The 22321-nt window shown below is 34.5% G+C and carries 23 protein-coding genes; 14 read left to right on the top strand and 9 right to left on the bottom strand.

Going from position 1 to position 22321, the window contains the following annotated elements; genetic code table 11:
- Nucleotides 1–206 precede the first annotated feature (206 nt).
- Entirely contained in the window at nucleotides 207–596 is a 390-nt protein-coding gene (locus AABL87_RS08610) for a hypothetical protein (protein WP_006260265.1), read from the top strand.
- A 317-nt stretch (nucleotides 597–913) separates the two neighbouring features.
- On the opposite strand, the gene AABL87_RS08615 is transcribed toward AABL87_RS08610, so the two are convergent.
- The gene (locus tag AABL87_RS08615) at nucleotides 914–1654 is read right to left on the bottom strand and encodes a CDP-alcohol phosphatidyltransferase family protein (protein WP_006264424.1); all 741 of its coding nucleotides are present in this window, start codon (nucleotides 1652–1654) and stop codon (nucleotides 914–916) included.
- 579 nt (nucleotides 1655–2233) lie between these two features.
- Here AABL87_RS08615 and AABL87_RS08620 point away from each other — a divergent pair.
- Both AABL87_RS08620 and AABL87_RS08625 read left to right on the top strand, forming a co-directional pair.
- On the top strand, nucleotides 2234–3355 hold the full coding sequence (locus AABL87_RS08620) for an Lnb N-terminal periplasmic domain-containing protein (RefSeq protein ID WP_006261986.1): 1122 nt from the start codon (nucleotides 2234–2236) through the stop codon (nucleotides 3353–3355).
- A gap of 28 nt (nucleotides 3356–3383) precedes the next feature.
- Complete coding sequence (locus tag AABL87_RS08625; RefSeq protein WP_006267042.1) at nucleotides 3384–4121, top strand: tyrosine-protein phosphatase; 738 nt, start codon at nucleotides 3384–3386, stop codon at nucleotides 4119–4121.
- A gap of 73 nt (nucleotides 4122–4194) precedes the next feature.
- Here the strand turns inward: AABL87_RS08625 and AABL87_RS08630 are convergent, their stop codons facing one another.
- The gene (locus AABL87_RS08630) at nucleotides 4195–4584 is read right to left on the bottom strand and encodes a DUF1573 domain-containing protein (RefSeq protein ID WP_006260260.1); all 390 of its coding nucleotides are present in this window, start codon (nucleotides 4582–4584) and stop codon (nucleotides 4195–4197) included.
- A gap of 230 nt (nucleotides 4585–4814) precedes the next feature.
- Between AABL87_RS08630 and AABL87_RS08635 the strand changes: the two genes are divergently transcribed.
- The 3 genes from AABL87_RS08635 to AABL87_RS08645 all read left to right on the top strand — a co-directional run bounded on the left by AABL87_RS08635 (nucleotide 4815) and on the right by AABL87_RS08645 (nucleotide 8906).
- Nucleotides 4815–7448: a valine--tRNA ligase gene (locus AABL87_RS08635; protein WP_341277186.1), complete on the top strand. Its 2634-nt coding sequence runs from the start codon at nucleotides 4815–4817 to the stop codon at nucleotides 7446–7448.
- A 71-nt stretch (nucleotides 7449–7519) separates the two neighbouring features.
- Entirely contained in the window at nucleotides 7520–8155 is a 636-nt protein-coding gene (locus AABL87_RS08640) for a TatD family hydrolase (RefSeq protein ID WP_341277187.1), read from the top strand.
- A 34-nt stretch (nucleotides 8156–8189) separates the two neighbouring features.
- Nucleotides 8190–8906: a tRNA threonylcarbamoyladenosine dehydratase gene (locus AABL87_RS08645; RefSeq protein WP_006260257.1), complete on the top strand. Its 717-nt coding sequence runs from the start codon at nucleotides 8190–8192 to the stop codon at nucleotides 8904–8906.
- Between the two features lie 113 nt (nucleotides 8907–9019).
- Here AABL87_RS08645 and AABL87_RS08650 read toward each other — a convergent pair whose 3' ends face one another.
- The 3 genes from AABL87_RS08650 to AABL87_RS08660 all read right to left on the bottom strand — a co-directional run bounded on the left by AABL87_RS08650 (nucleotide 9020) and on the right by AABL87_RS08660 (nucleotide 12256).
- Nucleotides 9020–9676, bottom strand: a complete 657-nt coding sequence (locus tag AABL87_RS08650; protein ID WP_341277188.1) for an NAD(P)-dependent oxidoreductase — start codon at nucleotides 9674–9676, stop codon at nucleotides 9020–9022.
- 125 nt (nucleotides 9677–9801) lie between these two features.
- Nucleotides 9802–11001, bottom strand: a complete 1200-nt coding sequence (locus AABL87_RS08655; protein WP_341277189.1) for an aromatic amino acid transport family protein — start codon at nucleotides 10999–11001, stop codon at nucleotides 9802–9804.
- A gap of 49 nt (nucleotides 11002–11050) precedes the next feature.
- The gene (locus AABL87_RS08660; RefSeq protein WP_006260253.1) at nucleotides 11051–12256 is read right to left on the bottom strand and encodes an aromatic amino acid transport family protein; all 1206 of its coding nucleotides are present in this window, start codon (nucleotides 12254–12256) and stop codon (nucleotides 11051–11053) included.
- 205 nt (nucleotides 12257–12461) lie between these two features.
- Between AABL87_RS08660 and AABL87_RS08665 the strand changes: the two genes are divergently transcribed.
- Entirely contained in the window at nucleotides 12462–12878 is a 417-nt protein-coding gene (locus AABL87_RS08665) for a Fur family transcriptional regulator (RefSeq protein WP_006260252.1), read from the top strand.
- Here AABL87_RS08665 and AABL87_RS08670 read toward each other — a convergent pair.
- The 4 genes from AABL87_RS08670 to AABL87_RS08685 form a co-directional block, all read right to left on the bottom strand.
- Complete coding sequence (locus AABL87_RS08670; RefSeq protein WP_006261978.1) at nucleotides 12875–13858, bottom strand: YpdA family putative bacillithiol disulfide reductase; 984 nt, start codon at nucleotides 13856–13858, stop codon at nucleotides 12875–12877. The two genes, AABL87_RS08665 and AABL87_RS08670, sit on opposite strands and share 4 nt — an antisense overlap.
- 126 nt (nucleotides 13859–13984) lie before the next feature.
- Nucleotides 13985–14686: a YceI family protein gene (locus AABL87_RS08675; protein ID WP_006260250.1), complete on the bottom strand. Its 702-nt coding sequence runs from the start codon at nucleotides 14684–14686 to the stop codon at nucleotides 13985–13987.
- A 270-nt stretch (nucleotides 14687–14956) separates the two neighbouring features.
- Nucleotides 14957–15469, bottom strand: a complete 513-nt coding sequence (azu, locus tag AABL87_RS08680) for an azurin (protein WP_006261976.1) — start codon at nucleotides 15467–15469, stop codon at nucleotides 14957–14959.
- A gap of 121 nt (nucleotides 15470–15590) precedes the next feature.
- A complete protein-coding gene (locus AABL87_RS08685) occupies nucleotides 15591–16091 on the bottom strand; it encodes a hypothetical protein (protein ID WP_341277190.1) in 501 nt (166 codons plus the stop codon).
- A gap of 148 nt (nucleotides 16092–16239) precedes the next feature.
- Between AABL87_RS08685 and AABL87_RS08690 the strand changes: the two genes are divergently transcribed.
- The 7 genes from AABL87_RS08690 (at nucleotide 16240) to AABL87_RS08720 (ending at nucleotide 21796) form a co-directional block, all read left to right on the top strand.
- Complete coding sequence (locus tag AABL87_RS08690; protein ID WP_016650472.1) at nucleotides 16240–16815, top strand: DJ-1/PfpI family protein; 576 nt, start codon at nucleotides 16240–16242, stop codon at nucleotides 16813–16815.
- Between the two features lie 89 nt (nucleotides 16816–16904).
- Complete coding sequence (gene nadC, locus AABL87_RS08695; protein ID WP_341277191.1) at nucleotides 16905–17765, top strand: carboxylating nicotinate-nucleotide diphosphorylase; 861 nt, start codon at nucleotides 16905–16907, stop codon at nucleotides 17763–17765.
- A gap of 12 nt (nucleotides 17766–17777) precedes the next feature.
- Nucleotides 17778–19157, top strand: a complete 1380-nt coding sequence (locus AABL87_RS08700; RefSeq protein WP_341277192.1) for a hypothetical protein — start codon at nucleotides 17778–17780, stop codon at nucleotides 19155–19157.
- Nucleotides 19158–19159: 2 nt separating this feature from the next.
- Nucleotides 19160–20161, top strand: coding sequence for an SPFH domain-containing protein (locus AABL87_RS08705; protein WP_341277193.1), 1002 nt, complete (start codon nucleotides 19160–19162; stop codon nucleotides 20159–20161).
- A 3-nt stretch (nucleotides 20162–20164) separates the two neighbouring features.
- Nucleotides 20165–20404: a hypothetical protein gene (locus tag AABL87_RS08710; protein WP_341277194.1), complete on the top strand. Its 240-nt coding sequence runs from the start codon at nucleotides 20165–20167 to the stop codon at nucleotides 20402–20404.
- Nucleotides 20405–20428: 24 nt separating this feature from the next.
- Complete coding sequence (locus AABL87_RS08715) at nucleotides 20429–21328, top strand: YihY/virulence factor BrkB family protein (protein ID WP_006260239.1); 900 nt, start codon at nucleotides 20429–20431, stop codon at nucleotides 21326–21328.
- Nucleotides 21329–21367: 39 nt separating this feature from the next.
- Complete coding sequence (locus AABL87_RS08720; protein ID WP_006267052.1) at nucleotides 21368–21796, top strand: DUF2147 domain-containing protein; 429 nt, start codon at nucleotides 21368–21370, stop codon at nucleotides 21794–21796.
- Nucleotides 21797–22321 lie beyond the last annotated feature (525 nt).

Genomic DNA, 22321 nt, shown 5'->3' on the forward strand with positions numbered 1-22321 from the left:
ATTATACTTTTTCTTTGCTATATTCTGAGAGAATAGACTTTTATATGGATAGTATTATAAAGAAGTTAGCTATAGGACAACACTCCATATGTGTTAGTTGTCACTTTAGGTATAGTGTCTTTATAAAAGTTTTATTTGATAACAATTGTTATCGTGCTTCTTTAGACAGTGTTTTACTTTCGTATTTGTAATTTAAAAAATGAAATATGACCAATAAAGAATTGATAAAAGACTGTTTTGTAAATCTATTAGAGAGTCCTCAGTATCGTCCAGAAGTGATAGCTACCTATTTTTCTACTGATTATATCCAATGTGTTGATGGAAAGAGACTAGACTACACCATTTTTAGTAATCATATTAAAAAATTAAAAGAGGTAACCGAGAGACTGTCTATTACCTTTAATTATATGGCAGAAGAGGGAAATCTTGTTTTTACTAATCACAGTGTTTCAGTATATAGAAATGATGGCTCTGTGAGTAAGGTAAAAGTAATTGCAACTTTTGTAATAGAAAATGAGAAAATAGTATTCTGTGATGAGTTAACGCTTCATGAAGAAGGAAAACATGATGATGCTAACCTTGGTTCTATGGTGTAAAAAAAACAATAAAAAAAGCCCTATACAAAGGGGGTAAGGTGTATAGGGCAAAAAAGTAGTATGAAAAAAAAGTTTGTAATAAAGTTTTCAATAAGTGTGCCAATGACTAGTGTTTTAGAGGTAAAGTGACTGTTTTATAGTCAATTGCTCATATTGTGATTATTGCTGTTTTGGATAGTTGTATAAATGAGAATAATAATTATTCAATAAAGAATTGGTATAAAAAAGGGGCAACATAGTCATAAGGATGAAATAGTACACTTTTTAGATATAGACCAAATGAAAAACGCTATCTGGAGAGATAGCGTTTCTTATTTTTAGTTAACAGTTTGCTTTTTTGTCATGTTCATGATGATAGATAGTAAGATATATACTAGTATAATAATAGGTATAGCTAGATATAATAGGGTAGCTAGTAGTACTAATGATAGTAGCATAAATCCTATCTGAAGTTTATAAGTTCCTAGATTATTAGGCTTGATTTTTAATGAGAACAATGGAAGTTCTGCATTCATGATAATAGCACTTAAGATACTGATCACTACTAATAAGTAAGGATTGCTTAATAATGAGATAATCTCTTCTGATTTAGTCGTAGAGATAATCATCGGGATACTTAAGATGAATAGAGCATTACCTGGTGTAGGTAATCCGATAAACGAATCAGTCTGTCTAGTATCGATATTAAATTTGGCTAATCTATACGCAGCTCCTAATGTGATGATAAACCCTAAGTATGGAACTACTCCCATATAGTAGGTCTCAGGGGTAAGGTTATAGATCTCTTGGTTTTCTTGAATATTAGCTAGCATTTTATAAACTACTAATCCTGGAACTACTCCACTAGTCACCATATCGGCTAGTGAGTCTAACTGTAATCCCATTTCACTTTTTACATTAAGGATACGTGCTACAAAGCCGTCCCAATAGTCAAAAAAGATTCCTATACATACCCATAAGAAAGCCATGTGTATATTATCATCAAATGCATACACTAACGCAATTAATCCTGAAAGTAAGTTTAATAAAGTGATAGCATTAGGAATGTGTTTTTTCATAACTGAAATTTGTTTGTTTATATAAACTCTATAACGGTTTACTTGTATTTATTGATACAAATGTATCATAAAGTTACTAATTTTTATAGTGTTTATAAGGATTACTTTAGATAATGCCATTTATCTTTATAGATGTTTTATTATTTGATGTACTCTATTTAGGTAACTAAACGTTTATTAGATAATTAATATATTTGATAAGTAGAGAACAGACTACATTGGATCAAGTTAATTAAAGGATAGAAGAGGTTATATCTAGTATTGTACTTATAGCCAGATTAACATGGTTTTAGTTGCATTGAGTCCGTAGTGAGTCCGTTATGAGTCCGTAGTGAGTCCGTTTTATAGTTAGTTTTAACGGAGTTATCATAGAGGTATTGTGTTGATATAATTTAGTTCTTGCGAAGAAGATAGGAAGATGAGAGGAGCAGTAGCAGATGAGAAGCTCCGTTTTAACTGTGGTACAAGAAGGTTATTCATAAATAGTTTAGAGTGTATGTTTTTATTGTAAATCAAAGATTAGTAAAGTATTTTTGTAAAGAGCAAATAGAACGCTTAGTTATAAATCAAGAAGAATAGATGACAAAGAAAATGATATATCTGCTTTTCTGCCTTTTTGTAGTGCAGATGGCTTTCTCTAAAGAACGACCACTCTCTGATAGAGCAGAGATAAGTGTACTTACTTGTGGTACGGGAGATGAGTTGTATTCACTATTCGGGCATACAGCGATACGCGTAAGTGATCCTTTTGAGGGGATAGATAGGGTATATAATTATGGAATGTTTGATTTTAGAACACCTAATTTTTATGGAAAGTTCGTAAAGGGAGATCTTTTATACTACGCAGATTATTCTACGTATAGAAACTTCATTGGGAGTTATGTATATGATAATAGAGCAGTGTATGAACAAGCATTAGACTTGACGCCAACTCAAAAAGAAGAGATATGGCAAAAACTGAACGAATCCTTAGAAGAAGAGAATAAGTTCTATGTCTATAAGTTTATAGATCAGAACTGTACTACTAAGGTAGTGGATATTATTAATAGTAGTATAGCTACACCTGTGAAAGTAGATGTAGAAGGAAATACAGCTACTTATAGAACCATCTTAAACTCGTATCTGAACAAGAGATACTTCGAGATGCTAGGAATTAATTTAATATTCGGTTCTAAGGTAGATGCTCATTCTACTTTACTGTTCTTACCAGATAAGTTTATGCAAGGGTTAGCAGAGACTAAAGTCAACGGAAAACCTTTGGTTCCTGAGACAGTGACTGTTTTTGAGCCAGAAGTATCTACGGAGAAATCAGGTATAAGTGTGAACTCTATGTGGTTCTTTAGTCTTGTCGTTTTAGTGTTAGCAGGACTAATGACTCAGAGAGGCGTTAGAAGTGTGTATTTTGTCATCTTAGGGCTGTTAGGTATTTTCTTCTTTGTCGTAGGGTTTTACTCTCTTCATGGCGAACTGTTAAGTAATAATACAGTGCTACTGTGTAGTCCTATATTCTTAATCTTACCTTTTATAAGAAAGAATGTCAAGATAGCTAAGTTACTTCAGTTGTTAACTTTAGTTTGTGTAATTTTGTATATCGTATTGAATATTACTAGCGAAAAGTTATTAGTGACCTTGCCATTAGTATTGTTGACTCTTGTGAGTTTGGCTATAGAAATGCGTATCGCTAAGAAGTATAACAAGTAGACCTAATCAGAAAAAATAATATAAAGATATGTTCGGATTATTTAAATCTAAACCAGAGCTTAAAACATTAATTCCAAATAATTATGTAGATATTCACTCTCATTTAATGTTTGGTATTGATGATGGGGCGCAGACTAAAGAGGATACAAAGACTATTATAGAGTCTATGAAAGCGATGGGCTTTGACCAAGCGATTACCACTCCACATACTACACCGCTAGTATGGGATAATACTAAAGAAGGAATATTATCTAAATATGATGAGGTATTAGAGGTACTACCTACAGAGGCAGAGTCTCTTCAGTTGAGAGTGGCTTCTGAGTATATGATGGATGAGAGCTTCTTACAGCGCATTCATTCAGAGAAGCTATTGACATTAAAAGATAACTATGTATTAGTAGAGATGTCTTATATCAATCCACCTATACAATTAATGGATATTCTATTCCATTTAAAATCGAATGGGTATGAGATTATCTTAGCGCATCCAGAGCGTTATAACTTCTATCACAAGAATACAGAAATGTATAAGAAGCTTAAAAAATCAGGGTGTAAGTTTCAGATGAACTTATTGTCTACTACAGGATACTATGGAAGTCATGTATTAGAGGCAGCAAACTATCTGTTGAACAATGATATGATAGACTTCGTAGGATCTGATATCCACCATACAAAACATATCAAGGGCTTTGATGCTAAAATACAGATTAAAGAAGTGAAGAACTTCGAGAAAGCAATTGCTAATAATATCTTCTTTAAGAAATAAAGAATTGCTTATCGTATAAAATAAAAAAGGGATCGCGTGAGCAATCCCTTTTGTTTTTCTGTCTATTTTCTGATTAGTTGTTTACAACTTCACCTTTGATGCGTAGTGCTACTACACCGTTAGTATAGTTCACAGCATTAGATTCTACAGTGATAGTTCTACTGATTTTACCAGGAGCCATATTATACTGTACGTCTATTTTACTTTTTTGACCTGGTAAAATAGGTTCTTCAGGTTTAGAAGGTACTGTACATCCACATGTAGATCTTACAGCTGTAATGATTAATGGCTCATCACCAACGTTAGTAAACTCAAAAGTTCTAACTCCATTATCTTTCCCTCTTACAACAGTACCGTAATCGATAGTATTGTTCTCTGCTTTAAACTCGATTTTTGGTCCTTTTTGTGCGAATGTTACTGCACTTGTCAAAACCAAAACTAATAATGCTAAAATGTTTTTCATTATTTTTCTATTTGTTGTTTTGTAAAATTAAAAACTTTAGGAATACTCGCAAATAAAAATAAACATTTAAAGTAATGTGTTATCTTTTGTAATTACATAGTAATCCATATTTTTGCATAATACAAAGGTACGTAAAAAGAAAGAGTGCTTAGATTAAAATTTGATTAAAGTATTGTTATCTTTGGATGTGTCTTTAAAAAATGTTAAAAACAAGTAAAATTAATAAGTAAATGACAATTCCTGCACAATTTGACGCGAAGCAAGTAGAGCAAAAATGGTATGAGTACTGGATGGAGAATAATTTCTTCCACTCAACTCCTGACCACAGAGAGCCTTACACGATTGTAATACCACCACCGAACGTGACGGGTGTATTACACATGGGACATATGTTGAACAATACGATTCAAGATGTATTAATACGTCGTGCTCGTTTAAAAGGGCTTAACGCTTGTTGGGTACCTGGAACGGATCACGCCTCTATCGCTACTGAAGCTAAAGTCGTCGCAAAATTGAGAGAGCAGGGTATCAATAAAAACGATTTAACACGCGAAGAGTTCTTAGCACATGCTTGGGAGTGGAAAGAAGAGTACGGAGGAGTAATCTTAGATCAGCTTAAGAAATTAGGTTGTTCTTGTGATTGGGATCGTACGAAGTTTACCATGGACCCAGAGATGTCTGAGCAAGTGATAAAAGTATTTGTTGACCTATATAACAAAGGATTAATCTATAGAGGGTACCGCATGGTAAACTGGGATCCTGAAGCGAAGACTACTTTATCTGATGAGGAAGTAATCTATGAAGAGCGCCAAGGGAAGTTATACCATCTAAAATATCAAATAGAAGGATCTAATGACTATCTAGTAATTGCGACTACACGTCCAGAGACTATCTTAGGAGATTCTGCTATCTGTATTAACCCTAATGATGAACGCTATACACACCTAAAAGGTAAAAAGGCTATCGTACCAATCTGTAATAGAGTGGTGCCTATCATCTTCGACGAATATGTAGATATGGAGTTCGGAACTGGATGTCTTAAGGTGACTCCTGCTCACGATGTGAATGATAAGGATCTAGGGGAGAGACATAACTTAGAGATTATAGATATCTTTAATGCTGATGCTACACTGAATGAATTAGGATTACACTACGCTGGTAAAGACCGTTTTGTAGTTCGTAAAGAGATAGAAGCAGAGTTAGAATCTATCGGAGCTTTAGACAAAGTAGAAAACTATATTAACAATGTAGGTACTTCTGAGCGTACAAAAGCTGTTATAGAACCAAGACTTTCTGATCAGTGGTTCCTTAAGATGGAAGAGTTAGCTAAGCCTGCTTTAGATGCGGTATTAGAAACAGAAGATGTAAAGTTATACCCAAGTAGATATAACAATACTTATAGAAGCTGGTTAGAGAATATCCGCGATTGGAATATCTCTCGTCAGTTATGGTGGGGACACCAGATACCTGCATTCTACTATGGAGCTGGTAAAGAAGACTTTGTAGTAGCTGAGAATATCGAAACTGCTGTAGAATTAGCTAAAGTAAAATCAGGTAATGCTGCTTTGACTGCTGCTGATTTAAAACAAGATGAGGATGCACTTGATACATGGTTCTCTTCTTGGATTTGGCCAATGTCTGTATTTAACGGAATCACACAGCCAGAGAATGAAGAGTATAACTACTACTATCCAACGAATGACTTAGTGACTGGTCCAGATATTATTTTCTTCTGGGTAGCACGTATGATTATGTCTGGATATGAGTACACTGGTAAGAAACCATTTACGAATGTGTACTTCACAGGTATCGTAAGAGATAAACAACGCCGTAAGATGTCTAAGTCATTAGGAAACTCTCCTGATGCACTAGGGTTAATCGATAAGTTCGGTGCTGATGGTGTACGTGTAGGATTATTATTATCTGCTGCTGCAGGTAATGATATTATGTTTGACGAGGAGTTATGTGCTCAAGGTAAAGCCTTCACAAATAAGGTGTGGAATGCATTCCGTCTAATCAAAGGATGGGAAGTGTCTGAGACATTAGCACAACCAGAATCTGCTAAAGTATCATTAGCTTGGTACGAAGCGAAGTTACAGAGTGCATTAGTAGAGATAGAAGATCACTTCTCTAAATACAGAATTTCGGATGCGTTAATGACGATCTATAAATTAGTATGGGATGACTTCTGTTCTTGGTTCTTAGAAATGATTAAACCAGGATACCAACAGCCAATAGACAAAGCTACTTTTGACAAGACTATCGAGTTATTAGAAGCGAACTTGAAGTTGTTACATCCATTTATGCCATTCTTATCAGAAGAGATTTGGCAACATATTAATGAGCGTACAGCTGCTGATGCATTAGTAGTATCTGCATGGCCAGAGATGAAGTCATTCGACGAGAACTTGATTAAAGAGTTTGAATTCGCTACTGAGGTTATCGCTGGTATCCGTACAATCAGAAAAGACAAGAATATTTCGTTTAAAGAAACGATAGATTTAAAAGTAATCAACAACGAGAAAACATCTACATACTTCGACAGTATCATCTCTAAATTAGGTAACGTAGTTGCTATAGAGTATGTAACAGAGCAAGTAAGTGGTGCACTATCTTACCGCGTGAAATCTAATGAGTACTTCATTCCTGTAACAGGAAGTGTGAACTTAGAAGAAGAAATCGCTAAGTTAGAAGAAGAGTTGAAATACTTAAAAGGATTCTTGAAATCTGTACAAGGAAAACTATCAAACGAGAAGTTCGTTGGTGGTGCACCTGCTCAGGTTATCGAGAATGAAAGAAAGAAAGAAGCAGATGCTTTAGCTAAAATAGCAACTATTGAACACAGCTTAGCTGGATTAAAATAGTCTAGTATCTCTTAGATATAGAAGCCTCTAGTTAGTTTACTAATTAGAGGCTTTTTTTTATCTTCGTATGTATGAAAATAAATGTACACACTCATCATATTACAGCACAGCAGGGGATAATAGAAATCATCAATCAGTATCCTCTGACAGTGGATAATACCCTTCCTACCTATACTGTTGGGATACATCCATGGTATATTCAGGAAGAGCGTTTAGAGGAAGAGTTAGCCTTGTTAGAAGAGCAGCTGCAACAGCCAAATTGTTTAGCGATAGGAGAGTGTGGATTAGATAAGAAGATCAATATTTCGTTAAATCTACAGATAGAAGTATTTAAGAGGCAATTACTACTTGCAGAAAAGTATAAAAAAGCAGTAATTTTGCACGTCGTTTCGGCTTATCAAGAAGTTATACAGATAAAGAAAGAGTTACAGATTACGGTTCCTCTGATTATACACGGTTTTAATAAAAAAGAACAAGTAGCAGAGAGTCTGTGGAAGAATGGTTTTTATTTGTCTTTTGGCAAACACCTTATTTATAACGAGGCATTGAGAAGTACCTTCTTGAAAGTACCAAGAGAGCAGTTGTTTTTAGAAACAGATGATGCTAAGGAGATAACCATAGAGGACGTATATACTGTGGCAAGCGCATTAGATATGAATATAGAAGCGATCATAGAACAGAATTATAAAACAGTTTTTAATAGATAACATCAGTCTTAGATTGATATAATAAGTAGAATAAATGGCGATTTGGCAAGAAAGAGCAGAATTACTTTTTAAGGAAGAAGGATTGCAAAAACTAAAAGATGCGAAAGTATTAGTAGTAGGATTAGGAGGAGTTGGGTCATTTGCAGCTGAGTTTTTAGCTAGAGCAGGAGTAGGAAATATGACTATCGTAGATGGAGATACTGTAGATATTACGAATATCAATAGACAGTTACCCGCTTTACACTCTACGATTGGTATGCCAAAAGTGAAAGTTGTAGGAGATAGATTGATGGATATTAACCCAGAGCTTAACTTGATTCGTATAGAAGAGTTTATTTCTCCTGAACGTGCTCATGAGATTGTGACGGAGGACTTCGATTATGTATTAGATTGTATTGATAGTATTACACCTAAGATTAACCTTATTTTGGCAGCTAAACGCAAGAAGGTAAAAGTAATCAGTGCGATGGGAGCAGGAGGAAAGATGATGGCGAATAAGATTGTGATTAAAGATATCAGTAAGACAGATGTATGTCCACTAGCGAAGCAGATCAGAAAGCGCCTAAAGAAAGAAGGAATATCTTCTGGGGTAAAAGCGATCTTCTCTACAGAAAAACCTGATGAGAGTAGCTTAAAGATGACAGATGGTAGTAACTTTAAAAAGTCATTTTTTGGGACGAATAGCTGGATGCCAGCCTTGTTTGGTTTGAACTCAGCAGAACATGTAGTAAGATATATCTTATCGAAATAATAAAGTAAAAAGGCTGTAAATCAATTAGATTTACAGCCTTTTTTAGTAAGGGAAGAATTGCTATTATTTTGTTGTTGAACTGTTGTTTCCCTTATGGGGACTTATTATGAATTTTAGTAACCTATTGTAAATTGTGTGTTTTTAAACTGTTCATTCTCTACTTCATCTACTATAGCGACAGCTACATCCTCTACAGATATCCTACTTCTACATTCGCTATCATAGACAGGAGTATTATTACTTAGTCTAAAGTGTCCTGTGCGCTTTCCAGGGTTTTGTGGGTTCATTTCTATCGCAGGGCTAAAGTATGTCCAGATAAAACCGTTTTCTTTACTTAATACCTGCTCAAAATAGTCTCTTACTGCTGTAGCACCTGGTTTAATAAAGTCAGGAAAATCTACTGTGTCTACTAACTGTAGCCCTGGTTTAATATACAGTGTACCTGCTCCACCGATTACAATTAAGCGCTCTACTTTAGCTTCTTTTACAGCATTGTGTATAGTCTGTATTCCTGTTGTAAAGTCTTCGTAAAGATTAGGATTTGACCATCCTGCATTGAATGCACTGATGATTACATCTGCGCCTGTTATCATCATTACGAGTTCTTTTTGATCTGTTATATCTAGCGCTACTTTTTTTACTAAAGCGCTATTAGATATTGCTGAGGTATTTCTAGCGATTGCTGTAACGTTGTATTGACGATGTATCAATTCGTTTAATATAGCACTACCTACATATCCAGACGCTCCTATCAAAACTATATTTTTCATACGGTGTTATTTTATTAGGACAAAGGTACTGAGGAGTAGTGGTTTAAAAATAGAAAGCCGACTTAATCTAGAAATTTCTTAATCTAGGTTAAGTCGGCTAATATTGTATAAAGGCTGTTTCTTGTTTAGTAAGCTGGTATAACTTCAGCAACCATAAGGCCTTGTAGTATAAATATTAAAAGAGAAAGCCCCCATAAAAATACGAAAGCGAGTTTCTGTAAAAAGGGTTGTTTAACTCCTGCTTGCTTTTGTGCTTTTTGTAACATTAACATCGGCATGATTAAAGCAAGAACTACTAATGGAATAGAAGCGTATCCTAGTGCTATTACGAATCCATCAGGATAAAAGATAGCAAATACTAATGGAGGAATAAAGGTCAATAGCATTGCCGACATATTATTCTTGATTAGCGGTTTGTTTTTCCCTAAGTCTTGGATATAATCCTTTAAAGCCATGGCTACTCCCCAGAAAGAAGTAAGTAATGCTGCAGAAGCAAATAGTGTAAAAGAAATACCAATCATTTTTGAGTTGTGTACTTGTTTTACTGCTTTTAATAAGCCTTCCATTTTAGAGTTCTCTTGTAGTATAGCAGTAAAGGTATTGCTATCTAAGTTTCCTAAGAATGTAAGTTCCCATACCAAGTATAATAGAAGAGGAGTGATACTTCCGATTAAAAATACGAGCTTTAGTTGTTTGATATTTCCGTCTAAGTATTTTACCAATGTTGGAATAACTACATAGAACCCAAAGCTAGTAAAGATTACAGGAATAGTGGCTAATACAGGAATACTAGAAGTAGGTAAATGTTGTAAGTGGATCATTTCTACTTTAGGTAATAATAATGCCATTACAATACACAAGAAGATTAGCTTCGTTGTAAATACAATTTTATTACTAAAGTCAACAACACGTGTGCCGAATGCGATGATACTTCCAAATACTGCTGTAAATAGAAAAGCAGAAGTATGAGATGATATTTCTACTTGTAGCCACTTCTCTAAGTTAGTTCTGAATATTTCACCTCCTCCTGTGATATAAGCACTTACTAAGGCATACATTAGTATCAGCATACTTAGCGCTGTAGCAACAGCCCCAGAGTTACCTAGATATTTTACTGTTAAAGTATTTAATCCATCTGTAGGAGGGTTGTATTTATATACATCCACCAGAAGTATAGCAGTATAATACATAGCAAACCAGATACAGAACAAGATAAAGGCCATAAAGGTAAAGCCTACACTTGCTGATATAATGGGCATTGCTAACATTCCTGCTCCGATTGTCGTTCCTGCGACAATAAGGATACTTCCGATAATTTTTTGCATTTCTTTTTGTTTAAATTTATTTAATTCGTCGAGTTTCTTTTTTGTTTCATTAGTCTAAAATAGGGAGTACTCCCGCTGTCATTAAAACTTGTATTACTAAGATGCTTGTTCCAAAAGCAAAAATCAAGCTAAAAGCTATCTTTTGTAAAAAAGATATGGTCTCTTGTCTTTCTTTTTTGACTTTGATGTACATCAGTACAGGAATAAACAAAGAGGTTATCACTACAGAGATAGCTGCATAGCTTAGTGCTATCACAAAACCTTTAGGATAGTAAAGTGCGAATAATAATGGAGGTATAAAAGTAATTAGGTAAATAATTACACTGTTTTTTCCAAAAGCTTTCTTTTTACTTAAATCCTTTACATAATCAAATAGGGCTAATGCCACTCCTAAGAAAGAAGTAAGGATAGCTGCAGCAAAGAAAATGTTTAAAGGAATATTCATCCACTTAGACTCAGATACACCATTTACAGCTATGATAACAGCTTCTAGACCTTGTGTTTCTTTTATGATTGTAAAGAAAGTATTAGAGTCTATACTTCCTAAGATAGATAGTTGCCAGATGATATACACAATTAGAGGTAATAGACTACCGTAGATAAACGCTTTTTTAAGTAGCTTAATATCTCCATCTAAGTACTTTACCATACTTGGTACCACAATATGAAAACCAAATGAAGTAAAAATAACAGGAATAGAGGAGAAGAATAGTTTACTCTCTATAGGCATCTGTAAGAGATTGTCTATTCTGACATAGCCAAACATCACAATGATAACAATCAATAGAAAGATTAGTTTGATAATAAATATCCATCTCGTAGCGATATCTACCACTCGAGCACCTAAACCAACTATACCTCCAAATAAAATTGTAAAGATAAAAGCAGTCACTTGTGGACTGATATCAGTCTCTAACCAATTACTTAAGTTCAGTCTTAGGATATCACTTCCTCCTGCGATATAAGCACTTACTAGAGCGTACATCAGGGTTAGCATACTTATTCCAGTGACGATAGAGCCTGCCTTACCTAAGTATTTATAAGTCATCGTGCTCAACCCATCTTCAGGATTATTATCTTTATATGTCTCTACTAATAGAATAGCGGTATAACACATCGTTAACCATATTAAGATCATTACTATCGTAATGCCTGTAAATCCTACTCCAGACGAAATAATCGGCATGGCTAACATTCCACCTCCGATTGCTGTACCCGCTATAATAAGGGAACTACCTATAAGTTTACTATTCACTTTGAGTTTATGTTTTTAGTTTGATTGTTGTAAAAAAAATAAATATATGTTTTTATTATTTACTACAACACTCATATATGTTTATTTATATTAAAATGTTTTGATTGTTTTTAAGCTAAAGAGTTGTTAAATAGAATCTGATTACGTAAAAACGAGTTGATAAACAAACATTGTTTATCTTTGTTTATACACAAAATGAGAGATTATGAGTACCCTAAATTTAGAGCAAGAATTAAAAGCTAAAAAGATTAATCCTACTGCAATGCGTTTATTGGTTCTAAAATTCTTGAAGCAACAAAAAGGTGCAGTATCACTTGCTGATATAGAGGCAAGCTTTGAACAATCTGATCGAGTGACATTGTATAGAACCGTAAAGACTTTTGAGAGCAAAGGATTGCTTCATAGTATTACGACTAATAATATTACTCATTATGCGCTATGTGCTCAGGGGTGTGACGAAAAGAATCATCACGATACTCATCTACATTTCGTGTGTAATAATTGTAAAAAGACAATCTGTTTAACACAAGTGTCTATCCCTAAAATAGAAGTACCAGCTGGTTTTCAGCTAGATGATATAGACGTAGTAGCTAAAGGGGTGTGTAAGGAGTGCAAGCCCTAAAATCGACGATATCGATACTTAGAGATGATGTGGGTAAGAATGGTAACAGCGTGAATTCTAGAGTTCTCAATAAACCAAGTGTGCGTGTTTAAACCACCGCATACTACACCTGCTAAATATAAGTTCGTCACATTTGTTTCCATAGTTTCTGTATTGTAAGTAGGAGTCTGATTAGCATCATTAGATATTGTAACTCCTAATTGTTTTAAAAAGGCAAAGTTAGGACGATATCCTGTAAGTGCAAGGACAAAGTCGTTTTTTATTGCTAGTTCTTCGTTATTTGTGTTGATTATAACTGTATTATCAGTTATTTCTTTGATGTTACTGTTAAATAGGGCAGTGATACTTCCTTCTTTAATTCTATTTTCAATATCCGGTTTTACCCAATATTTTACATGAGAACTAATTTCTTTATCTCTTACAACCATAGTGACCTTTGCTCCTTTGCGATAGCATTCTAAGGCTGCATCTACAGAAGAATTACTAGCTCCAACTACCACTACATCCATACCTGCATAATAATGAGGATCTGTGTAGTAATGAGAAACTTTAGGCAATTGCTCTCCTGGAATGTTTAATGGATTAGGAATATCATAAAAACCAGTCGCTACGATAATGTCCTTAGCTGTATAGTTATCTTTAGAAGTTTTAACGTCGAATAAACCTTCTGAGTTTTTAGTCGCTTCTAAGACAGTTTCGAATAAGTTTATTGTTAGCTCATTTGTTGTTACTACTCTACGGTAGTATTCTAACGCCTCACTTCTACGAGGCTTGTTCTCTTTACTAATAAAGGGAATCTTGTCTAGCTCTAATAGTTCTGAAGAGGAGAAGAACTGCATATTGACAGGATAGTGATATAAAGAATTAACTAGACATCCTTTCTCTATGATTAGATAAGAAAGTCCGTTCTTCTTAGCTTCTAGTCCACAGGCTATACCTATAGGGCCACCTCCTATAATTATAATGTCAAAATGCTTCATTGTATCTATTTTCTATTCGCAAAACTCAAAGTTACGGCTTTATTCTTGTTCCTCTTTTAGAAAGTGGGTAAAAAAAATAAGAGCTACTCGTTAGAGTAGCCCTTACAGGATATATTGTGAATGAAATTATTCAGTTACTTTATCAGCTACTAAATGAATTCCTATTTCCATATCTTGACTAATAGCCCAGTCAGCAGGGTTAAGAGCAGCACCTGAATCTTTATCAGTAGTACCGAATACTAATCCCCATTCTGTACGGTCAGCTACGAATGCAGCATCCATAACAGCTTTACCATTCTCTACAGTTACTTTAGCAGGGAAAGTGATGTTTACAGTTTTTCCTAAGATAGTTAAGTTTCCACTTACTACTTTATTAGCTCCTTCTATTTTACTAGTGTGTTTAGCAGCGTCGAAATCTTCTACATTAGTGATTTTGAAATCAACAGTCGAATTAGCTTCTACGTTAAAGAAGTCAGCACTTTTTAAGTGACCTTCTAATTTAGCGATATCTTCATCAGCACTTACAGAAGCACGATCAACTTTGATAGAGTTCATATCGATAGTATAAGAACCTGCGTTTAACCCATTTGCATCGATAGCGATATCACCAGCTTTTAAAGTTAAAGTACCATAACGAGGGTTAACTCCTCCTTTGTGACCTACTTTCCAAGTTACATTACTCTCAGTCAAGTTTACTGAATATTTGTCTCCTTGTTCTACAGCTACTTCTTGTTCTGTTGTAGTTGTTGCTTTATCTGCATTTTTGTTTCCACAAGATGCAAGAGTTAACGTAGCGATTACAGCTAACGATAATACAATTTTTTTCATTTTATATGCTAATTTGTTGATACAAATATACATGCTTAAATAAGAATAAACAATCAGTCAGAAAAAAATGACTACTAATTTTGAGCTAAAAAGCTTTAAAAGTGTCATATTTAACATTTTTTGTGCTTTTTATTTGGGTTTATTGATGAAATTAAATGACAATGTTTTCTTTTACAAGAGTAGAGTACAAACTACTTTAGAATAGAGTAATAAAAAATGGGATGTTTTAATTAAACACCCCATTTAAAGATTTGCATTAAAAATATATTACTATTCAGCAATTAATTTACCTTGCATTAAAGCGAAGTGAGCAGGGAATGTACATAAGAAGTCATAAGTACCTGCTTCAGTAATTGTGAATTCAATAGTATCAGATTGTCCACCTCCTAAAGTTTTAGTATGTGCTACTACATTTTCTAAACCACTTGGATGAATATAGTCAGTTTCTGTTGCTTGAGCAGCTTCAGTAGCAAAAGCAGTCATGTCTGTACCTGGTTTTAATAATACCCAGTTATGCCCCATAATTGCTTTATCCATTTTACCAGTATGTTTTAAAGTCAATGTAACTTTCTCTCCTACAGGAACACGAATTTCAGTTTGGTCAAATTTCATTTGATCATCTGCATTTAACGTGATTTGTACACCTGTTACTTCTTCTGGTGCTGCTGTTGTTTCAGCAGGCGTTTCAGTTGGAGTAGTTGTTGTATCTGCTTTTTTCTCACCACATGAGAATAACATAGTACTTGTTGCTAAAACAGCTAGAGCTAAGTTTAATTTTTTCATAATTATTTTATATAATATTATTTATTTGTTAAGCGCTTTTAAGCGCTCATTTTGAGTACTATAAAGGTACGATAAATAACATTATTGCTCACTTTTTAATGTTTAAACTTTGTTAAAAGTATTACTGTTCTTTAAAAGAAGCTAAAGTGTTTAAGAAATTGTCTTTTTGTGCTTCTTTATTCTGTCCTGTAGTCCATGTAATGTATTGGTAATTAGCTTTTTTACCATTTAGTATTACTTGGATCATATACATCATATCTTTATCCTGAGACATCATTATTTCATATTTCTTTCCTGGGATTCCATTTATTCGGACATCCTCTTGTACTATTATCTCATAGTTCTCTCTTTTGTTATAGCTAGCTAGAGATTGTTTAACATATTCTTCGAAGTTTGCCGTCTTATTTTTGTCTTGATGTGTAGTGACTAAATACATCTGTTTAAACGTATTCCCATACTGAATATCAGCATCAGGATATAATTCTTGCATCGGTGCAAATGTACCAGGTACTTCTATTGTATATAGATCTAAGACTTTGACATCTTGTGTTGGCGCTACTTTTTGGTTACAGCTGATTAGTGTAAAGAATGTAGCGGCTAGTAATGCGATTTTTGTTTTCATAGTCAAAATAAATAGGATTAATTAGATTTTTAAAGTTACTAAAAAGTATTTGGAGCAGATGTTATTTTATGGTTATTTTTTAAGTTTCAGTTTTTGGACTACTCATAATTGCTTACCTTAGAAGGGTATTAACTTAAATAAAAACAATATGGCAAAATCAGTTTTAATGTTAGCAGGTGACTTTGTAGAAGATTATGAAGTAATGGTTCCTTATCAAGCACTATTATCAATTGGAGTACAAGTAGATGTGGTATGTCCTGGAAAGAAGAAGAATGAAGTGATTGCAACTGCTGTACACGACTTTGTAGGGTATCAAACTTATGCAGAACTAAGAGGACATAATTTTGTAATCAATAAGTCATTTGATGAAGTGAATGTAGCAGATTATGATGGACTGTATATCTGTGGAGGGCGTTCTTCAGAGTATATCCGTCTAAATAGTAAGGTAATTGACTTTGTGAAGTACTTCTTTGAAAAGAATTTACCAGTAGCGGCTATCTGTCACGGTATTCAGGTATTAACTCCAGCAGGTGTATTAAATGGAAGAACACTGACTGCTTATCCAGCAGTAGGACCAGATATCACTTTAGCGGGTGGTCATTATAAAGAAGTAGGAGTAGATAAAGCTGTGGTAGACGGTAATTTAGTCACTTCTCCTGCATGGCCTGGACACCCTGATATCCTTAGAGAATTCTATAAAATGTTAGGAGTAGTGATAGGATAAGCTTGTCATTATAACTCATAGTTTGCGATGTTCTATAATAAGATTTGCTAAAACATTTCTTATTTTAGCATCGCAAATTTTTTTTAAATATGATTTCAGAAGCACAATTTCAAGCAGAATTAGATATAATTATTAAGAACGCTATACGTGAAGATGTAGGAGATGGAGACCATAGCTCATTAGCTTGTATTCCTTCTACAGCTACAGGTAAGGCTAAACTATTAGTAAAGGAAGCAGGGTATATAGCAGGAGTAGAGTTCGCCCAACAAGTATTGAACTATGTAGACCCTACACTAGAAGTAGAAGTGTGTATTCAGGATGGAGCGAAAGTAGAAGTAGGAGATATAGTCTTATATATCTCAGGGTCTTCTCAGTCTATTCTAAAGGCTGAGCGACTAATGCTTAATGCCATGCAACGCATGAGTGCTATCGCTACGAAGACTCGTGTATTCGTAAACTTATTAGAAGGTACCAGTACTAAAATATTAGATACGCGTAAGACTACACCAGGTATACGTGCGATAGAGAAGTGGGCAGTAAAGATAGCCGGAGGAGAGAACCACCGTTTTGCTCTTTATGATATGATTATGTTGAAAGATAATCATATTGATTTCGCAGGAGGTATCAAAGAAGCGATTGAAAAGACAAACCAATATTTAAAAGACAATAATAAAGAGCTAAAGATCATCGTAGAAGCTAGAAGCATCGATGAGGTGAAGCAAATCTTAGCTTGTGATAATGTTCACCGTATCTTGTTAGACAATTTTGACTATGCGATGACACGTGCGGCTGTTGCATTGATAGGTGATCAATGTCAAACAGAGTCTTCAGGTAATATCGATGAAAGTACAGTTAGAGAGTATGCATTATGTGGAGTTAACTATGTTTCCTCAGGAGCATTAACACACTCAGTGTACAATATGGACTTAAGCCTTAAAGCAGTATTGTAGTAAAAGAGAAGCATGGCAAAAACAATAAAGAAAATAGTATGTCCTCAGTGTGGGAGTAATCAGGTTGATGAGACTAAGAAAGACCACTATATCTGTAGAAGCTGTAATACACAGTTCTTTCTAGATAATGACGATATTACTATTAACCATAATTATAATACGGGTAAACTGAATAATGAACAAGGAGTGCAGATTGCTAAAAAAGCTATTATAGGCTTCTCTGCTGTTATCTTTATCTATTTCGCTTACCAGATCAGTAGATTCATATTTGCAGATTCTACACCACCTCCTGTTACTACTACAGAGTATAACACCACCCCACCTCCTAAGCGAGATGTGAGATATGTCAATGCTAGTTATTCAGAAACAGCCTTAATGATCGACCCAAAAGGGAAGAACACCATTGTTTTTACAGGATGGTTTAATGACATCTTTGCTGAGAAAGGTAAGGAAAATGAGGTGTACACCATCTTACTAGACGCGACTACAGGAGAAGAAATCAGTAGAACACTTCTAGAAGTAGACCTATCTATAAAAGGAGCAGGTACACATAGCAGTAAATTAGATTATTATAGAGGAGCTAATGACGAGCTATTCCTTATTGTGAATAGTTACTATTTATTCTTGTATAACCCTTCTCAGAAAGTTTTTGAGAATGTGACAGAATCTTTCTTTGTTAAGTATCCTGAGTTTGCAGGAGGAGTAGCAGCGATAGAATCTAGAACTTTTGATCAATGTCTGACAGTTACGAATAATAAAGGAAAACAATATGCCTTATTTGCAGATATAGGTGTTGTATTACCTATAGATAAAATCTCTAATATATACGATAAGAAATTAACGGATCCAGTTAAGACTACATCCTATAAATTTACGCGTATAGGTTTTGATTTTCCAGAAGAAGAAATACAGTTGATACAATACGAACATTGGACTCAAAAAGGTTTTCCACAATACAATGTAAGTTTTAACTGGAGCAAAGATTACGGTAGATCAGGTATATTCACAGAGAAGTCTCCTTATAAGAAAGTTTTAGTGATGCCGTATACTAAATCTAAAGCGAAGATAGTTTCTATTAAAGACCTTACTCCTAATCATACTTATGTAGATGGAGCACGTGTACTAGTAGGAGACGCAGAGTCTGTTATCATTGCTATCAAGATGTCTGTATTGGAGAACGAGACTATAACACTGCAGAAGATAAGTGGGATAGATGGTAGTGTGTTATGGACTAAGAAAACGGACTGGAAAGAGATCCGCAGTATTGATGTAGAAGGAGATTATATATTAGTAAGGTTAGACAGTACTAATATTGCTATAATAAATAAGGATGGAGATATCAAGATGACTTCAGACCTTTATGAACTAAAGACAGTAGGAAAAGAGATATAACTATGGGATTATTCAATATTTTTAAGAAACAGCTAGCTTCTGTTATAGAATGGAAGGATCAACCACAAGATGTCGTATGGTATCAATTTCCGTCGCCAACAGATGAGATCAAGAATGCATCTAAGTTAATCGTAGCACCGAGTCAAGGATGCGTATTAGTATACGATGGAAAAGTACAGGACATACTCCTAGAAGAAGGAACCTTTAGTCTGAGTACAGCTAACCATCCTTTTATTACGACGTTGATTAATATTCGTCAGAATTTTGAAAGTGAGCATAAGTTAAAAGTGTTCTTCTTTAGACAATCTCAGATTATTAATCAGTCTTGGGGTACACCTAGTGCGATTAAGTATGTAGATAAGCATTATGATATTCCGATAGAACTAGGAGTGAATGGGACATTCTCGTTTAAGATACAGGATATTAACTTTCTTTATAGAGAAGTTATTAGCAATGCGAATGTATATACAGCGATGGACTTAAAAGATATCCTTATTCAACGCATTCCTCAGGCTATCACTACTTATCTATCAGGAGCCTCATTTGGCTATACAGAGATAGATGCACAGCTAGAAATAATCTCTACCGAGATCAAGAATAAACTAAATGAAGAGTTTGCTGCTTTAGGACTTGTATTGACAGACTTTAAGGTGTTAGGAACGGTATTCGATACCAAGACCCAACAGCGTATTGCTACTGTATCTAATATAACTTCTGATGTAAAAGCAGCAGAAGCAGCAGGAATGACGTATGCAGAGTTAGAGAAGCTGAAGGCTCTGAGAGATGCTGCTCTTAATGAAGGTGGACTAGCAGGGGCAGGAGTACAGATGGGAGCAGGACTAGAGTTAGGTAAACAGCTGGGTATCGCTTCTAATCAAGTGTTGGAGCAGTCTGGAGATGATGGACTTCAAGTTTTAAAGAAATTAAATTTATTATTACAAGAAGGGATTATCACACAAGAAGATTACGATCAAAAAAAGAAAGAAATATTATCAAAACTATAGCGTATGAAGTATATTATCGGTTTTATAGTTTGTACCTTAGTATTAACAACAGCATTATATGTTATTTTAGGTTTTTGGGGAATTGAGATGTTTGATTCAGAACATTTAGTCAATACCTATAAGACCATCGGAATAGTAATAGTAGTAGCTTTATTTTTGATTATGGCGGTGAGCTTTTTCTTTAAGCGTGATCATAAAGGTTACGATACGACTAAGGGAAATATAGCACATCCTAAAAAATAGCTTGATAAAAAGAAAAGAGATTAAATGTCGCAGGAAATAGAAGAAAGATTAGACAGAATACCTGTCATACGTACGATAGTCCGGACTTTAAAATGTATTCGTTTTAAGGTGTTAGAAGGGTATTCTCTTTATGATTTAATAGAATTATATGTCTTAGGGATTATAAAAGGAGCATTCTCCTATAGGGCAGGGTCTATCGCCTTCAGTTTCTTTATGGCGTTATTCCCGTTTGCACTTTTTATACTGAACTTGATTCCCTATATCCCGATAGATAATTTTCAGGTAGACTTTATGCAGTTTATCGAGAGTTCTGTCCCTCCGAATACCTTTGGTGCGATAGAGTCTATTCTGAGCGATATTATGAATAACAGTTATCGCTCGTTACTATCATCGGGATTCCTGCTATCTATATTCTTAATGACTAACGGAGTCTTTGCGATCATAGGAGGGTTTGAGTCTTCGTATCACATTATTGTTTCTCGCAATCTGATTAGACAGTATCTTGTCGCATTAGTCTTATCTGTATGTCTAGCGATACTAGTCATTTTCTCTGTTGCATTCTTTGTGACACTAGAGGTTGTGATGTATAAGTTTAACCTAGATTCTATGTTGATACAGTGGTCTAGAAGCATATTCTTATTGTTAGTAGTACTGATGACTACTTCTATATTATACAAGTTCGGAGCCAAGCAGACCAAGCAAGTATCCTTCATCTCTATAGGGTCTGTATTTACCACTATTCTTTACATACTTACCTCTTATCTCTTTGGGGTATATGTATTGAGATTTGCCCGATATAATGAGTTATATGGCTCTATTGGGACGTTATTAGTAGTGATGTTCTATTTGTGGATTAACTGTATGATTCTATTGTTAGGTTTTGAATTAAATTTAGCTATAAATAAATTAAAGTCAAAAAAATAGCTATATTTGGGTTATAACCTTAAAATTAAACGCTGAACTATGAGGAATTTTTTAACGACAATTGTGTTGGTGTTAGCTGTGTCTTTATCAGCACATGCACAGAGTATAGTAGGTAAGTGGAAAACGATAGATGATAGTACAGGAAAAGAGAAGTCTATTGTTGAAATTTACGAGAAAGACGGTAAATATTATGGACAGGTAAAGAAACTTTTAAACCCATCTAAACCTAACCCAAAATGTGATAATTGTGAAGGAGATGAGAAAGGAAAACCTATTGAAGGGCTTGTTATCATTAAAGACTTACAGAAAAAAGGAAGTGAATATACAGGTGGTAAAATCACTGACCCAGAGAGTGGAAAACAGTATAAATGTACTGTAAAACTAAATGGGAAGGATAAGCTAGATGTAAGAGGGTATATCGGATTATCTCTGATAGGAAGAACACAGACATGGAAAAAAGCAGATTAAAGATAAGTGAAGTATTTATAACCGTTGTTTTATAATACTGAGACAGATTATCTAAAATAATTTTAAAAGATATCAAGGTCATTAGCACTCGCTAATGGCCTTTTCTTTTGGGTAGAAGTCTTGTGTGGTATATAATCGGAGAGAGAAGAGAGCGTGAAGCGTGTTATTATGGCTACCTAATAGTTATCAAGCAAATCCTTATTCATAGGTTCTATTTCTTCAACACCTCTACAACACTTCTTCAACATCGCTTCAATAAACAAGCCTTCTAGTAGAGCAATCTTGGGGTATTGTTGAAGAAGTGTTGAAGGAAATGCTATAACTGCTTATATACACTGCTGTTAGGAGCTGTTGGGCAATTAGGATAGAAATGTTTGTTTTTGATTTATGTTATTGATTAGTAGTGTTTTGTGTCGTTTTTAGGGAGTGAAAAAAGTGATGCTTTTTTTATGTGGTATTTAGGTGTTATACATTACAGATTAGAAATCTTCGACAACGCGAGTAGAGGTGTATCGCGTGCATCTA

It is taken from the genome of Myroides sp. C4067 (genome assembly GCF_038039665.1).
GTDB classification, from domain to species: Bacteria; Bacteroidota; Bacteroidia; order Flavobacteriales; family Flavobacteriaceae; genus Flavobacterium; species Flavobacterium odoratimimum.